The sequence below is a fragment of the Anaeromicrobium sp. genome (genome assembly GCF_025210435.1).
In the GTDB taxonomy this organism is placed as follows: domain Bacteria; phylum Bacillota; class Clostridia; order Peptostreptococcales; family Thermotaleaceae; genus Anaeromicrobium.
The window spans coordinates 17,868-35,292 of sequence record NZ_JAOART010000017.1 but is presented as its reverse complement, the minus strand read 5'-3'; the positions used below and the strand labels follow the sequence as shown (position 1 = coordinate 35,292).

12 protein-coding genes are annotated in these 17,425 nt (G+C 29.0%); 3 read left to right on the top strand and 9 right to left on the bottom strand.

Features of this window, described 5'->3' with window-relative positions; all coding sequences use genetic code 11:
• Nucleotides 1-143: 143 nt before the first annotated feature.
• The 4 genes from N4A57_RS01720 to N4A57_RS01705 form a co-directional block, all read right to left on the bottom strand.
• Nucleotides 144-1,625, bottom strand: a complete 1,482-nt coding sequence (locus N4A57_RS01720) for a sensor domain-containing diguanylate cyclase (RefSeq protein ID WP_293655671.1) — start codon at nucleotides 1,623-1,625, stop codon at nucleotides 144-146.
• A gap of 175 nt (nucleotides 1,626-1,800) precedes the next feature.
• Complete coding sequence (locus N4A57_RS01715; protein WP_293655670.1) at nucleotides 1,801-2,184, bottom strand: (deoxy)nucleoside triphosphate pyrophosphohydrolase; 384 nt, start codon at nucleotides 2,182-2,184, stop codon at nucleotides 1,801-1,803.
• 10 nt (nucleotides 2,185-2,194) lie between these two features.
• Complete coding sequence (locus N4A57_RS01710; protein ID WP_293655669.1) at nucleotides 2,195-5,368, bottom strand: DEAD/DEAH box helicase; 3,174 nt, start codon at nucleotides 5,366-5,368, stop codon at nucleotides 2,195-2,197.
• Between the two features lie 158 nt (nucleotides 5,369-5,526).
• Complete coding sequence (locus N4A57_RS01705) at nucleotides 5,527-6,777, bottom strand: hypothetical protein (protein WP_293655668.1); 1,251 nt, start codon at nucleotides 6,775-6,777, stop codon at nucleotides 5,527-5,529.
• A gap of 696 nt (nucleotides 6,778-7,473) precedes the next feature.
• On the opposite strand from N4A57_RS01705, the gene N4A57_RS01700 reads away from it, so the two are divergent.
• Entirely contained in the window at nucleotides 7,474-7,965 is a 492-nt protein-coding gene (locus N4A57_RS01700) for a GNAT family N-acetyltransferase (protein WP_293655667.1), read from the top strand.
• A 57-nt stretch (nucleotides 7,966-8,022) separates the two neighbouring features.
• On the opposite strand, the gene recQ is transcribed toward N4A57_RS01700, so the two are convergent.
• From recQ to N4A57_RS01680, 4 genes are all read right to left on the bottom strand, one after another.
• Nucleotides 8,023-10,134 carry a DNA helicase RecQ gene (gene recQ, locus N4A57_RS01695; protein ID WP_293655666.1) on the bottom strand — a complete coding sequence of 704 codons (2,112 nt, stop codon included), beginning with the start codon at nucleotides 10,132-10,134 and terminating at the stop codon, nucleotides 8,023-8,025.
• Nucleotides 10,135-10,267: 133 nt separating this feature from the next.
• A complete protein-coding gene (locus N4A57_RS01690; protein WP_293655665.1) occupies nucleotides 10,268-11,692 on the bottom strand; it encodes an HD-GYP domain-containing protein in 1,425 nt (474 codons plus the stop codon).
• 220 nt (nucleotides 11,693-11,912) lie between these two features.
• Complete coding sequence (locus tag N4A57_RS01685) at nucleotides 11,913-13,301, bottom strand: sensor domain-containing diguanylate cyclase (protein WP_293655664.1); 1,389 nt, start codon at nucleotides 13,299-13,301, stop codon at nucleotides 11,913-11,915.
• Between the two features lie 143 nt (nucleotides 13,302-13,444).
• On the bottom strand, nucleotides 13,445-14,017 hold the full coding sequence (locus N4A57_RS01680; RefSeq protein WP_293655663.1) for a TIGR03943 family putative permease subunit: 573 nt from the start codon (nucleotides 14,015-14,017) through the stop codon (nucleotides 13,445-13,447).
• Between the two features lie 137 nt (nucleotides 14,018-14,154).
• On the opposite strand from N4A57_RS01680, the gene N4A57_RS01675 reads away from it, so the two are divergent.
• Both N4A57_RS01675 and N4A57_RS01670 read left to right on the top strand, forming a co-directional pair.
• Nucleotides 14,155-14,781, top strand: coding sequence for a hypothetical protein (locus N4A57_RS01675; protein WP_293655662.1), 627 nt, complete (start codon nucleotides 14,155-14,157; stop codon nucleotides 14,779-14,781).
• Nucleotides 14,782-14,800: 19 nt separating this feature from the next.
• A complete protein-coding gene (locus N4A57_RS01670; protein WP_293655661.1) occupies nucleotides 14,801-15,469 on the top strand; it encodes a helix-turn-helix domain-containing protein in 669 nt (222 codons plus the stop codon).
• Between the two features lie 135 nt (nucleotides 15,470-15,604).
• Here N4A57_RS01670 and N4A57_RS01665 read toward each other — a convergent pair whose 3' ends face one another.
• Nucleotides 15,605-17,398, bottom strand: a complete 1,794-nt coding sequence (locus N4A57_RS01665; RefSeq protein ID WP_293655660.1) for an aminopeptidase P family protein — start codon at nucleotides 17,396-17,398, stop codon at nucleotides 15,605-15,607.
• Between the last annotated feature and the right edge of the window lie 27 nt (nucleotides 17,399-17,425).

Sequence of the window (17,425 nt, the reverse complement as noted above, 5' to 3'; positions counted from 1 at the left end):
AAAGGAATAAAGGTGTAGAAATACTTCTATTTAACAAGAATATAATAGTTTAAGTCAAAGATTAAACATATTAAAGTTCAATTAATTACAAATTATGGATTTTATTCATGATTTGCCCTAATTACTGTACGTAGGTCAGGGATTTACCCTATTTCTATTCTATTTCTACCATTTTCCTTTGCCCTATACAATGCCTTATCAGCATATTTAACTAAATCAGTAGAAGATTCTCCATTCCATTGACGAATTCCCATACTAACTGTAACTCTTAATCCTTCAATAGAAAATCTTTCACTTGCAATATGCTCTTTAATACTATTTCCTATTCTTAACCCTTCATCTAAATCTGTATTAGGTAAAATAATTATGAACTCTTCTCCTCCATACCTTCCTGCTGTATGTTCTTCTCCTATATTAGAAGAAATAATAAAAGCAGCATCCTTTAAAACTTCATCTCCCACTTGATGGCCATAGGTATCGTTTACCCTTTTAAACCTATCTAAATCTGCCATAATCAATACTAAAGGTACTTCCCTTTCCCTTGAGTTATAAATTGCTTCTTCTAACTTTTCATATGCGGTTTGATGATTGACTAATTGGGTTAGTCCATCTGTTTTTGCTAATTTTATTAGTTCCTTGGTTCTTTCTTCAACCTTATTTTCTAAGGATCTATTCATTTTTTCTAACTGATCTTTATGTAACTCCTTTTGATTAATACTTGATACAAGATATATGGCCCCAACTACTACAACAGTAGCTATAATCACTAGTGCCATAATAATATTAAAATATTTTTTAACATGTTGTAAAACCTCACCTTTTTTCTGGGTAAATACAATATACCATTTATTCATAATATTTTCTGATGGAATATGTACTTCTGTGCTAATATAAAATTTTTCCTGTCCCATAAAATCTGCTTGAAAATAATTATTTTTGTTTGATCTTGTATTAAGGATTTTTTCACCAATATTTTCAAATTTATGGTTATTGCGTAAGATCATTTCCCTATTTGGATGGGCTATTGCCACACCCCTATCATCAACAAAAAACATATAGCCCGTATTTTCAAAATTCACATTGTCCACAAAGGTCTTTGTGAAATATTCAATTTTAGGAGATATGAGTGCAACTCCTATAATTTCTGAATCATATATAATTGGTGCACTAATTACAAAAATTGGATTTCCCCTTAATATACTAGGATAAATTTCACTTATGAAATACTCTTTCCCCTTAAATATTTCCCTCACATATGAATATTTCATACCACCTTTTCCAACGGTTTTTCCTCCTACCGTATCTACTAAAAATTCTCCATGATTTATTTCTACTTCTTTCCCATTTACACTTCTTATTATTGATTTATCTAATTTTGCACTTATGGGTAAGTTTTCATAGTATGGATATAGGCTATGTACCTCTTGTAAAAATTCCTGTGCTTCATTGATGACTCCCTCATTTTCAGGGAATCTACAGGCATTAATAACTCGTTTATCCTTTGAAATCATTTTTACAACCCTCACCTGATGATCAATCCAATGAGTTAGAGCATTAGTTGTTTGAGAAGTAATCTTATCCCCAACTTCATAAAATCTATTCTCATAACTCTTTTTAACTTCCATATAAAAAAATACATTAAAGAGTATGAATGCACTAATTACAATAATAATAATTTGAAGTATATATTTTCTTCTTTTCTGTAGGATAATATCCACCTCCCAAAATGACCCACCATATAATGAATATTCTCCAATTTATTGCAAATCCCCTTTTTTTCTGCAATTTTCATCAACTAGTTCAATCATTCTTTATTTCTTCTACAAATTTAATATCTGCTGGTGCTATCTTATATTTGTCTAATTCACATGGTTTACACCATACAAACTGAGAATGATCCTTCAAATTTATGTTCCCCTTTTTTATAACGGCCTCATAAGCCTTTAGCTTAATTATTTTATCGGCATAATCATATATATTTTCATCAAAATAATTCTTAACTTCTATATCTATATCCATCTCTTCTTTTAATTCCCTTATGAGACTTTCTTCATCACTTTCTCCTTTTTCTATTTTGCCTCCTGGAAATTCCCAAAATCCTCCTAAGCTCTTAGATTCTTTTCTTTTAGCTATTAATATTTCATTTTTATCATTTCTTATGATTGCTGCTACTACTTCTATCATATTTATTCTCCTATACAATACTTTTATTTGCACTACTAATCATGTTAGCTGGCATTTGTTTTTCTAATTTCCATTCAAAACTTATGGGTCTATCTCCATAATGTCTTACATAAGATGCCTTGCCCAGGTAAGTATATGGACTAGTTATTCCATTTTTATTCTTGTATTCTCTTACAAATAAAACAATCTTACTATTCTTTTCTTTATGATTTATATAACGCTGGCCTGTAGGACTTTGAACAGTGGTTCTACTTTGGCTTTGCCAATGAAATAGTATTTCATTTATGGCATAATCATCATATAATGTAGATGGAGAAAAATCCTTATCTGATTTATTTAAAGTTATGAAAAAGACGTCTAACTTTTTATCAGCTATATATTTTACACCTTCACGCATGGCAGGACTTTGCTTTTCATTATAGTAATCTAATCCCGATAAAATTTGATCCTTAGTATAGGTACAATGAAGGTCTAATCCACTTGCAAATCCAAGATCAACTCTTTCATCCACAAAACATATTTTATTGTAATTATGGTTTAGTATATCTATTACTTCATCTTTTATATACTCCTCATTAAATATTTTCTTAAGTCCTTCTAAGGAACATGTTAAACCTTCTTTAAATGGATTGTTCGAATAAAAAGAATAATACAAGATATTTAATAGTATCTTTTGTTCCTTAGTTAAATCCATAATAGAAACCTTTTCTATATTCATTATTAGATCTATGCTAAATTTAATAAATCTTCTAGAGTTTATGTAAAATAGATTTTTAAATCTCTTTATGGTCTTTTCCTGTTCTTTATTTATCTGAAACTCCCTATCTTCTATGATTGATTTTATGTGATAAAAACTTCTATTTACACTAGAACTATAGAAGTCTATCAATTCCATCTGATAATAATTCAAAAAATTTTCTAATGTTAACTTCATATCCGTATCATTTGCAAAAGTTCTCATCTTAATTAAAAGATTATTTTTAGTATTTCTGGCTTGAGAAATATTTCTTAAAATATATTCTTTGGCTTGCTTTTCTAGTTTTATGTAACACCCCTTAGGCAGATGTATGAATTCATTTTCTATGGAATACTTTATAGAGTATTTAGTCTTCCCTATTAAGGCTCTAAATTTTTCTTCAAAATTATAATTTTTATGGGATTGTCCCACGAAATCTAATACAGTTAAGCACTCTTTCCCTTCATAGTTTCTAAGGCCTCTACCTAATTGCTGTAAGAATATAGTCAAACTCTCTGTTGGCCTTAAAAGTAATACAGTATTTATAGGCGGAATATCTATTCCCTCATTATATAAATCTGCTACAAATATGAACTTTATTTCACCTTTAGTAATTTTATCTTTAGCACTTTCTCTTTCTTCCTTGTTTGACTGTCCATGAAGACATATGGACTTTATTCCCTTTTTATTGAACACATGTGCCATAAATTTAGCATGTTCTACACTTACACAAAAGCCTAGGCCCTTTACTTCTTCTATACTGTTTACATATTTATTTAAACTATTTATTATTTGTATAACTCTAATATGATTTTCTGTATATAAGTTAGAAAGCTCTGACTTATCATAGCCTCCTCTCTTCCATTTTACCTTTGACAAATCAACCTCATCTGTCACACCAAAGTATTGAAATGGACATAACAGTTTTTTATCTATAGCTTCTGTTAATCTCATTTCCGCTGCAATTTTATCATCAAAATATTCATATATACTTTTACCATCCATCCTATCTGGAGTAGCTGTAAGACCTAATAACTCCTTAGGTTTAAAATATTTTAATAATTTTTCATATGAATTGGCTGCTGCATGATGAAATTCATCTACTATAATAAAATCATAATAATCAGGTGTAATTTTTTCATAAAGTTTAGTGCTATTAAAACTTTGTATACTCATAAATAAATACTCTAATGAATCTAATTTATAACTTCCCACATGGAGACTTCCAAAATTTGAATCTTTTAATATGGCTCTAAAAGTATCTCTGCTTTGTTTTAATATTTCTTCCCTGTGAGCCACAAACAATAATCTATTATTCTTAGGATTACTTTTCATAAATCTTTTATAATCAAAGGCTGATATAACTGTCTTTCCTACTCCTGTAGCCGCTACTAACAAATTTTTATGCCTACCAAATAAAGTCCTCTCTGCTTCTAATCTTTCTAGTATTTCCTTTTGATAATAATAAGGATGTATATCTAAATTAAAATTAAAGTCATTTTCTTTAGTAAAACTATTATTAAGAGCTTCTTTTAATATATTTTTATCTTTTTCATCTTCTCCATTAAACAATACAAACTCATTATCATTCCAATAGCTTTCAAAAGTAGCATTAAATTTCTTAACTATATGAAGGGAGTCTTTTTCAGATACTTTTATGTTCCATTCAAGGCCATTTGTCATGGCTGGATTAGAAAGATTTGATGAACCTATATAGGCCGTAGTAAATCCCGTTTCCCTCTTAAATAAATAGGCCTTTGCATGAAGCCTTGTTCTCTTTGTATCATAGGATACCTTCACTTTCACATTAGGAATTTTAGATAATTCTTCTACAGCCTTATAATCAGTAGCTCCCATATATGATGTAGTTATTATTCTTATTTTATTATCTGATTTTTTCACAAATTCCTTAAGGTCATCTAATATTAATCTAAGCCCACTCCACTTTATAAAGGAAACTAACATATCTATAGAATCACATGTTACTATCTCTTTTTTTATTTCACTTATCATACTTGGTTCTATTTGAGATCCTGTGAATAAAGAACTTTCCGATATGGATGTGGTAGGTCTTATTATTTTAAGTTTGTCATTTACACTTCTTGCTGAATTTATCTTTGAATATAATGACATTAATATTTCTGCTTTTTCACTTATATTGTATTCTTTTAAAGAATCCTCATTAGCTATATTACTAAGGTTATCTATGATATGATTACAAGCCTTTATCTGCTTTAATATGATTTCTTCATCTTTATTATTTTTAGTATCTTCTCTTATATAATTTAAGCCTTTTTTTATTACCTCACTTATATACTTGCTTAATATATTTTTACTTTCTTCTAAGTCTATTTTATTTCTTTTTATATCTTTAATAGAATGTAATCTATCCAATTCATCATTTAACTTACTATTAATTAATTCTTCATATAAACCATCTTTTAGCATGATAACCTCCTTGAAGTTTTACCCTGATAGTAAATCTTCTATAAAAAACACTCATGTCCTTTATAATAAGTTTTAAAAAATCCTATTATAATTTTATACAATATAAAAGCGAACCCTATTCTAGTTGGCTAATTTATTTCATATAATTTACCTACTAGTTACTTCCTTAAGGAATTGCTACAATTAATCATTATACTCTTAACCTTTTCTTCTACAAAATCAATATGCAGATAATCTAAATCATTCGTCAAGTACTCCCAGAATTCACTTGTCCCATCCCTTCTAATGTCATCAGGTTCACCATATAACTCTCTTACTTTCTCTTTTGAATCTCCCACAATAAGACCTCTAGGAGTACTATAATTAGAACTATTAATTTCAATAGATTTGACAACTGGATTAATATACAGTCTTGTTTCATCTTTATATTGCAACTTTACTCCATTGAACTCTTCTTTTAAAGGTTTACCTAGTATTTTAATAATGTCTTCATAGTTAAGTCCACACATTAACTTGCCAAATTTTAGATCACTAATGTTAATTTCTTTATCCTTATCAGATTGGCTCTTTCTTTTATAAATTGGTTCAATCTTTGCATCAATAACTGTCCAACCTCTATCCTTGTACTTATAAATAACCTCTATCCAAGCGATTTCAGATTGGTATTCTGCGGCAAATATTTTTGAACATTTTAGTTCATTTTTTCCATCTCCATCATAATCTGCAATTTTAAAATTTGAGCCTGGAAAATAACCAAATTCTTCTCTATCATCATAGTGTTTTTCTTTATTCTGTATCTTTTTATAAAGTACTCCTTGATATTTTGAAAGTGGCACAATAAAACCATATTTTAACCCATCAAACTTTAAAATTAATTGATCTTCATCGTATAATTCAAATTTAATATGTGTATCTTTATCACGAATACTCTCTAGGTCAATCTCATTTAATTCATTATTTGAAAATGTGTATAATCCATAATATACATGTCCATAGCCATTACATGTAGAAGTCATACTAACAAGCATATCTTCTGCTCCATCATTGTTTATATCACTAGTAACTAATTGGGGGTGATGGCCTTGATTTTTGAAAATCAACTGGGTTTTAATTATTTCATTACTGTTAGAATTTCTTATATTTAGTTTTAAATTTCCCATACAAAAAATAGGACTATCTTTATCTTTCCTTCCAATAAGTTCAATCTTTTCCAAATCTCCATCTCCATTAACATCAGCATAAAAGGAATCCCAAATTTTCATATACTCTTCATTTAAATTATTAATTTTATTTTCCTCAATAGGTCCTTTAGAGTTCTTATTAATTTGTGATGGAGATTTTGAACATGCTCCAAATAGCAAAAGGAAAGGAAATATTAATAATAGCCTTATGAATCCGTTATGCCTCATGTTCTACCCTCCTTAAATTCATCTTCATGTGTAATAATTATTTCAATACCCATTGTTATTTTTTCTGTTCATCTCTACCCTTATATTTTATCCATCATATGATATGCTCTATGCCCAATCTATTCTTTCCATTTTTCACATATAGATTTATCAACCCTAAGTTTTCTTTATGCAGTAACTTGTCTATAAAGGTAAATATATTTGAATTTTTAGGAATCTGTAGCGTCACTATATCCTAAGCATAGTCAACATGACACGTAAACCTAACTTTAAAATTTACACTTTAGCATGTGACAGGCCACTGAGATGGATAAAAATTCAAATATATTTTCCTGAAATAGACTCACATAACTCAAGTTTATAAACGATAAATCTCTATATATAGGTTTATCAACACTAAGATTTCTTTATACAGTAACTTGCCTATAAGGGAAAATATATTGAAAATCTTTGGAACCCTGGAACGTCACAACATCCTATGCTACTCCAACATGACACACGAACCTATATACGAAGATTCACACCTTCGCTTGTGACAAGGACTTGGGTGGAAAAGATTTTCAATATATTTTCCTGAAATAGGCCCGCATAAAGCAAGTTTATACACCAGAAATCTATATATCCACATTAATATGATAAATTTTCACTGAATTTACTAATTAGGTTATAATAACTAAGGGGAGGGGGAAGTATTTAATGAGTAAATTAAATATAAGAAATGTGCTACCAAGGGATTTAGACCATATATCTCAAATAGAATGTCTTTGTTTTCCAGCAGCTGAAGCGGATTCAAAAAAGGTCTTCAAAGAAAGAATTGCAATCTTCTCTGAGGGATTTTTTATAGCTGAATTAGATGGTGAAATTATAGGATTAATTAATAGTGGAATCACAAATGATAACAACCTGAAAGATAATTTTTTCAAGACTATGGATTTACATATACCCGGTGCAAATAACATAGTAATCTTCGGTCTTGATGTTCATCCAAATTATCATGGTAGCGGTTATGGTAAGGAATTAATGAATCATTTTATTGAATATGCAAGAAAATCAGGTAGAAAAAAAGTATTACTTACATGTAAAAAACATTTAATAAAATACTATGAAAAATTTGGATATGTAAATGAAGGTTTGTCAAACTCTACACACGGCGGAGCCACATGGTATGACATGTATTTAGTACTATAGTTTAATCAAAATAAGAAGACGAGCAATATAATGCTTATCTTCTTATTTTTAAACCTTTTACCCTATCATATTATGCTTACAAAGTACTGCCTTAATTGCCAAATAACTAACTCCATCAGGAAGGACTTCTTTGATGGGTTTTAATTTTTCAGCACCTATTTCATTAATCTTTTCTATGATAATTTCCTCATAAATACTTGGAATAAAATCATCTAAATCCACATCTAACCCTTCTGAGGCACACCTGATAATATGATTGTTTATGGTTATTATTTTCATATCTCTCTCTTCAGATATTTCTTTTAATGATTTTCCCTCTTTATACATATTTAGAGTTATAACATGGCTAGGAATCTTCTCTTCCTTCTCAACATTTATTACTTTCGGCGTTATACCATTGTCCTGTACATAGGTTTTAATAATACTTAAGAATTCTTCTCCATATTTCTTTAACCTTCCTTCTCCAACGCCCTTGATTCTTAACATAGATTCATGATCTACAGGAAAAACTTTTCCCATTTCTCTAAGGGTACTATCTGAGAATATAATGTATGGTGGGATTTTTTCCCTAGTTGAAATATCCTTCCTAAGTGCTCTGAGCATTTCAAATAATGGATTGTCCACAAATATCTTTTCTTTTTTCTTTTGTATTTTTTGAAATACCTTTTCTCTACTCTTTAACACAGGAATAGCCCTTTGTTGTAATTTCACTATAGGATATTGGCCTTCTGTAAGACCAAGATATCCTTCTGCAATGAATATGTTCATCATATCCTTTAATTCTTTTTCTTTGTATTCCTTCATGATTCCATAGGTGGATAATCTATCAAGTCCAAATTGCAAAACCTTCTTATTCTTAGAACCCTTAAGGACTTGAGCCACAAGGGACATTCCAAATCTCTCTTTCATCCTATATACACAGGAAAATATCTTTTGTGCTTCTATGGTAACATCTGTAAGTTCACTATTATCATTACAAGTACTACAATTATCACATTTATCTTCCACATTCTCTTCACCAAAATATTCTAATATATATTTTCTTAGACATTTAGTCGTATGGCAATAATCAACCATTTCTTGAAGTTTCCTATACTCGTTTTTCTCCCTATCTAAGGATATATTAGATTGTTCCATTAAAAACTTTTGAAGCAACACATCTTGAGCTGCAAATAATAAAATACATTCACTAGGCTCTCCATCTCTTCCTGCACGACCTGCTTCTTGATAATAGGCCTCCATATTCTTAGGCATATTGTGGTGAATCACATATCTAACATTTGATTTATCAATTCCCATGCCAAAGGCATTTGTTGCTACTATAATCTTTATATCATCATATAAAAAAGCTTCTTGACTTTCTTTTCTCTCTTGGGCACTCAGGCCTCCATGATATTTTCCTACAGCATACCCCTTTGCTCTTAAATTTTCATGCAAACTCTCCACTTCTTTTCTAGTGGCCCCATAAATTATTCCAACTTCATCCTTATTCTCTTCCACATAATTAATGATGTAATCCTTTTTATTAGCTCCCCTTACAACGGAGAAGGATAAATTTTCACGATCGAATCCTGTAATATATGTATTTTCATTTTTTAATTCTAAAAGGTTTAGAACATCATTTCTTACCTGTTCTGTGGCAGTGGCCGTAAAGGCAGCCACAATAGGTCTATTTGGCAATTCTTTTATCAATTCTGTAATATACCTATAACTTGGTCTAAAGTCATGTCCCCATTGGGATACACAATGGGCCTCATCAACTGCTATTAAGGATATATTTATTGACCTTAATAATTGACAAAACTCCCAGGATTGTAACCTCTCTGGTGCCACATATAAAAGCTTATACTCTCCTTCTTTAGCCCTCTTGATTCTATATGCAACTTCTTTGTTATCTAGCAAACTATTTATGTAGGTACCCTTAATACCTATACTTTCTAGTCCATCCACCTGGTCCTTCATAAGGGAAATCAAAGGAGAGATTACAAGGGTTAGGCCTTCTAGTAAAAGGGCTGGTATTTGAAAGCAAATAGATTTTCCCCCTCCTGTGGGCATAATGGCAAATGTATCATTTTTATTTAATATACTATCTATAATAGATTCTTGACCTTTTCTAAAATTTTCATATCCATAATATTTTTTTAATATATGTTGTGGATTTTGTAACATGGTATTACCCCCTCCATAATTGAAAGTATTTATAGTATATCATTTATCATGGTAAATATGCCTAATAACTATTTCATATAATAAAACGCCTATATACCAATTTATTTGGCACATAGACGTTTTCTTTATTTAACTAATTAGTTTCCTTTAATAATATTTCTAAAAAGACATCTACTATTTTGGGAGAAAATTGAGTTCCCCTATTGTTTTTCAAGTCCTCAAGGCCTTCTTCTTTAGTTATTTTTCTTTTATAAGGCCTATCTGATATCATTGCATGCCATGAGTCTGCCACACATATTATTTGAGATATTAAAGGAATTTCATCCCCTTTTAATCCCTTTGGATAACCATCTCCATCCCAACGTTCATGATGTAACAATACATATTTAGAAACTTCTCTTAATGTATCTGCCTTTGATAATATATCATACCCTATCTGTGTATGACTCTTAACAAGTTCATACTCTTCTTTAGTCAATTTATCCTTTTTATTTAAAATACTAGAAGGTATTATTATTTTACCTATATCATGAACAGTGGCAGCCCAATAAAGGTCATTTATTTCACTATCATCAAGATTTAGCTTCTTTCCTATTTGAAGACTATAGGATGCAACAGCTTCAGAATGTCCCTTTGTATATTCATCATGAAGTTCTAAGGCCGAAATAAATGATTGTACAATATCCCTTTGTACTAGGTTTTTTTGATCATTTATCTTTTTAATCTTATAAAATCCATTAACAAGTTGTTGTAAAGCTTCTAAATTACGAATGCTTTCATGGGTAAATTCCATATGATCATCTGAACTAATGTCTAAACTAAATCCACCATATAAGCTATCATCATTAGATATTCCCACATAAACAGATTGTTTTATTTGAATATTATTATTAGAATACTCTTCATAGTCATCATTGTTTAATCTTTTTTTAATATTGTATTCAGGATAGTTTTTGATTTTTATATGATTAAAGGCAAATTCAAATTTATCCGCACTAACTTCAAGATTTTTTAAAGTTTCCTGGTGAAAACCAATTTCTTCTATATATTTGATTTTTCCATTCTCAACAATATAGGCACTTCCAAAATTACACTCTTTCACCAAATTAAAAGCAATTCTAAATACTTCCCTTAAAAACATTTCATCGTCCACATGACTATTTTTTAATACTTTAGTCATTAGCATAAAAAAATCATTTGTAACACTAGTTGCCCTTTTCATTTCTATATTTTTTTCTTCCATTAAAATCAAGTTCTTATCAAATTCTGATTTGCTATTTACCAAGTTCATATTTAATTCCTTGATTTTAGAAAAATACTTCCAAATTAAATTATAGATTAAAACTCCTGTTAAAAAGACAAAAAACCAGCCCTTAAAGGTTTGTATATTCGTATATATATCCACATTATCTATAAATATGTTTAATATTCCATCAGAAAATAAAATCCAGAAACAACCAAACAATACATAGGTAGCGGCTATTCTCATAGGAGCTTTTTCAAAATCATCATCTTCTAATTTATTCTTTTTATATATTAAATCTATTGTCTTCTTCATATGTATATCACTCCTATAATTATAGCTAGGTATATTTTTAAAAATAAATTAGTAATTTCACTGGTTATTTTTTTCATATACCTTACCTATCCTATCCTTTTACTATTAATATGGATATTCGACATTTTTTTCTTTTTTCTCTAACCCTATTCTACCATTAAATAATAAATAAAAAAAACATGATTCCCATAAAATAATGGGGAAATCATGTTCTTTTCTATTATTTTTCAATTCTATCTCTGCCCTGTTCCTTTGCCTTATATAAAAGATTATCTGCCTTATTTACTAATTCCTGTGGATTTTCTGATTTAAACTGGACAATTCCACCGCTAATAGTAATTTTTAATTCTTCATATTGAAAACTTAATTCTTTTATTTTATTTCGGATTTCCTCTCCAAGGACATAGGCCTCCTGTAAATTTTGTTTGAACAAAATAACTAGAAATTCTTCTCCTCCGTATCTTCCCACTACGCCTCTGGGTCCCACATGATTTTTAATAGTTTCTGCAACAATTTTTAAAATCATATCTCCACACTGATGTCCATAAATATCATTAACCCTTTTAAACTTATCAATGTCATACATGATAACACATAAGGATATGTTTTTTTCTCTTGATTTTTCAATTTCTTTTTCTAGGATTTCATACATATATTTATGATTATACAAACCCGTAAGTCCGTCTGTTATACTAAGTCGTTTCAATTTATTATTCACTTTAATAATTTCATTTTCTGCCCTATTCCGTCCTTCAATCATTTCATTTAAAGAAAGAGCCAATTCTTTCAATTCTAAATAATTTATTTTCTCTATATCAATATAAACCTTTTCCTTTGAAGCCTTTTCACAAAATGAAAAGAATACTTTTATATTTTTATTAATTTTTTTAACAGTTTCATTTGTTAGAAATTTGATTATAGCAATAATACATAAAAACATTATGAATGTCACTGCCATATCTTTTTTAAACTGATTTTTTAATGATTCTTTTCTCAAATTTATTATTTCTTCAATTTCGTCCGTATGTATGCCCGTTCCAACTACCCATTGCCACTCTGGAAATGCTTTTATATAATATAGTTTTTCACTTTTTTTATTTGAACTTTTTTTAATCCATTCTTCTTTAAAAAAGATTCCCTTTGGATTTTCTTTTGCAAGTTTTATTTGTTTTTGGGCAATCTTATCTCCCTTGTCATTCTCTAGATTCCAAACACTTTTACCTATTAATTCTGGAAATCCACCATTTGCAAGCTCTACACCCTTATAGTTTATAATATATATATATTGTTCATCTTTATATCCATAATAAATTTTAGAAACCCATTTAGCTATTTTATTTTGAAGAATTGTCTTTTTCTCATCTGTATAATTACCATCTTGTATTAATTGACTTTTCTCAAATTCTATGTAATTAATAACATCAGTTACTTCTTTTTCTATAATGGCCTTTTGTTTCTGTATATACTCTTCTCTTAAAGTTTTTGTCTCTGATATGAATTGAAAATATTCAACGATTACGTGTGTAACTCCTAAAATTAGAGTACCTACAATAATAACTATAACCATATTCATAAAAATAGTCTTTTCAATACTTCTTTCAGTCCTCATTCTTCCCACCCTAATTTCATATTGCATTGTCTAAATTTGTATTAATTTTCACTCATATGTCTATTATATCATATCTCATATATTATCTATTATTACCATTTCAATACAAAGGAACCTATTATTATGATTTTTATTACATATAATTAATTTTGGTATATATTTTTTTCCTTAGGAGGGTCAATACTTTCAACTTTAATTGCCTTAATCATTGGAATCATTTCCTCCTTTTCAGTATATTTATTATAATACATAACTGTACCAATTACTCCCCTAACTTCTACCCATTCATTATCCTGAAATTTACTTCCTTCACTCCATTCGCATAACAAACCAGCCATTTCTTGGTGATTATGATCACCATGTCTACTTAATAGCAATCGAGAAATTACAAATCTCTCCTTAGGAAAATCTGATTCCCTATGAACAACACCTGATAATATAACTTCCTTGCCTATCATTTCATCTAAATTCATGTATACAGCTTCTAAAGTTCTCTTAAATTCTTCTCCATCTAAATTAGAGTCCTGATTCTTAGTATAATCATTTTTATCCGAATCAATATGTGCATATTCTTCTTGCCCAATAGATTCTTCTTTATTTATGATACTGTTATCAATGTGATCGTTATTTCCATTCTCAATTAGTCCATATACAAAATAAATAAGAACAATTACTGTTATAACTCCTATAAACTTTGCCATATCTGATTTCTGCATTTTATCTCTCCTCATATTTGTGTATTTGCCATAATATTAATTATTATTTTATCATAGTTCTAATATTATATTTTTAAGGTTAAAATATAATTATTGTGGTATAATAACTCATATTAATTTTGAAAGGTGTTATTCAAATGAATTGGTTAGAATGGTTAGGTTATTTAGCTTCTCTTTTCGTACTAATATCCCTATTAATGAGTTCTATCATAAAACTAAGGTGGATTAATCTAGTAGGTTCTAGTTTATTTTCTTTATATGGATTTTTAATTGGAGCATTACCAGTAGGATTTATGAATCTTGGTATTGCTATTATTAATATCTACTACCTTGTAAAAATATATAAATCAAAAGAATATTTTAAAATTCTTCCTATTAAAGGAGATTATGAATATTTTAAATACTTCTTAGATTTTCATAAAAAGGGATTAGAAGAATACGCTGGTACATATGAATTTAATATTCATAATTCAGATATAAGCTTTTATATTTTAAGAAACATGGTACCAGCAGGAGTTTTTATTGGCTCTAAATACGATGAGAATACCCTAAAGGTGGACCTTGATTTTGTCATACCAGAATATAGGGATTTTAAAATAGGAAACTATATTTATGAAAATAAAAAAGAATATTTTCTAGATAAGGGTTACTCTAAATTTATAAGTTTTTCATCAAAAGATGAACATATTGAATATCTCAAAAAAATGGGATTTGAAGAAGTACATGAAGATGGTATTAAATATTTTGTAAAATCAATAATTTAAAATATTAGAGGTGATATTAATGAATAGACTTGCTGTAAAAATAAAAGAATCTAGAATAAAGGCTGGATTAACAGAAAAAGGCCTTGCTAAAAAATGTGGTTTATCAGTTAACTACATAATACAGGTTGAATCAGGTAAAAAAATTGTTAATGAAAGTGTTGCTGATAAAATTCTAAAGGCTTTAGGGACTAAAGAAGAACTTATTCAAGAAGAAAAGCCTGCAGAAAAGAAAGAAAAATCTAAATCAACTTTTAAACCTCAAGGAACAATCCCAGTGGAACCAAACCAAACTTGGGCTGACGCTTTAGCAGGAGTTATTAAGAAGTATCCCGTATATGATTTATATACTAATAAAATTGTTGCCTACAAGGACTTGCCTATACTTAGTAAAAAAATCGAAGGTCATCATCCAGATAAAATAATGTTTGTAAAATCTTCAAATGATCATATGAAAAAATTTAGGATTGAAAAGGGTGATGTATTAACTGTCCTTATGACTAAAGATATACAAAACCAATGTATATATTTATTTGAAATGAAGGGAAATAAGATGATTCGTCAATTAAGAAAAAAAGACAATAAAAAAGTGGAATTATCAAAATGTACAAATGATAATTCCACTATGACTGTAGGCATGAATGAAATAAAGATTTTAGGAAAAATTATTAAAAATGAATTTTCTATATAATGTGTATATGTAATAAATTTTTATTCTATTCTAATACAATAGCTTAGCTTTCATAAATCTATATATGGATTTATGAAGACTAAGCTTTCTTTATCCAGTAACTCGCCTAGGAAGGTAACTATATTTTATATACTATTACACTTCTCTAGTATATTCCTTTAACCATTGTTTTTCATCATCATTTAAATGAACAGATATTTTATCATAAACTAATTTATGATATGAATTTAAATAATCCTTTTCTTCCCTATTCATTTGAGTAACATCTATAGCATCTAAATCTATAGGAGCAAAAGTTATAACTTCAAATTCCATAAATTGTCCATATTCATTCTTCTCAGCTTTTTTTACAACCAATTCATTTTCTATTCTTATACCGTGAGAACCTTCTATATATATGCCTGGTTCATTAGTTGTGACCATTCCCTCTTCTAAAACGGCACTATCAAATATATCAGTCCTTACCTTCCATCTAAATCCATTTGGACCTTCATGAACATTGAGTAAATATCCTATACCATGTCCAGTTCCACATTTATAATCTATCCCTAGATTCCATATGGGCCTTCTAGCTAGTATGTCCAAATTATGGCCCCTAGCTCCATGTAAAAATTTTGCCATGGATAAATTTATCATCCCCCTTAACACGGCTGTAAAATGTAATTTTTCCTCATCAGTTATAGGTCCTAAAGCTATAGTTCTAGTTATATCTGTAGTTCCATCAAAGTATTGGCCACCTGAGTCTATTAAAAATAAATGTTCTGCTTCTAATTCATAATCATACTCTTTAGTTGCACTATAATGCATCATAGCTGCGTGTTCCTTATATGCAGCTATTGTACTAAAGCTTGGTTCTATGAATCCTTCTTGTTCTCTTCTTAAATCTTCTAACTTTTTTGTTGCACTCATTTCAGATATGTGTATTTTTCCCACATTTTTCTTTAACCAGTACATGAACTTAGTAAGGGCTACCCCATCTTTTATATGGCTATTCCTTATATTTTTTATTTCAATTTCATTTTTTTGTGCTTTGGAAAATATGGTTGGATTAACCTCATCTAATACTTCTATTTTAGATGGTATATTATTAACTATGGCGTAGTTTACCTTATTTTTATCTAGTAATACTATTTCATTTTCACTTATATTTTTTACAACTTCATATATACTATCATATGATTTTATCTGAACATTTTCCTTATGTAATTCCTTTAATATTTCATCATTTAATTTCCTTTCATCTATAAATAGAAATACCTCATCTAATGTGATTAAGGAGTAGGAAAGTATCACGGGGTTATATAATATATCTCTACCTCTTATATTAAATAGCCAGGCTATATCATCAAGGGAAGTTAAAACATGGGTAGTAACCTTTTTTTCTTTCATCTTTTCCCTTAATCTACATAATTTAGAACTAAAGGTTTCTCCTGTATACTTAATATTTAATAAAAATCCTTTACTCTGGGGTAGTGATGGTCTATTTTCCCATATATCATTTATCAAATCATATTCATAGGATATGTTTACATCCTTATCCTTTAACTCATTTTCTAAGTTAGCACCTTCTTTAGCTGATATTAATCTTCCATCAAAACCTAGTGTGCCACCTGTTGGTATGACCTTATATATATATTCGTCAGTAGTCATAACCCCTTCTTCACCCATCTTAAATAATTTTATACCACTTGCCTCTAACTCCTTTTGGGCTTGTATAAAATATCTTCCGTCAGTCCAAAGACCTGCTTCATTTTTGGTTACTATTACAGTTCCTGCTGATCCAGTAAATCCTGATATGAATTCTCTAGATTTAAAATAGTCTCCTACATATTCACTCTGGTGACTATCAGAAGATGGAATTATATAGGCATCTATATTTTTTTCTTTCATTTGCTTTCTTAATTGGGTTATTCTTTCTTTTATACTCATAATAAGTCCTCTCTATTTAGGTAGTTT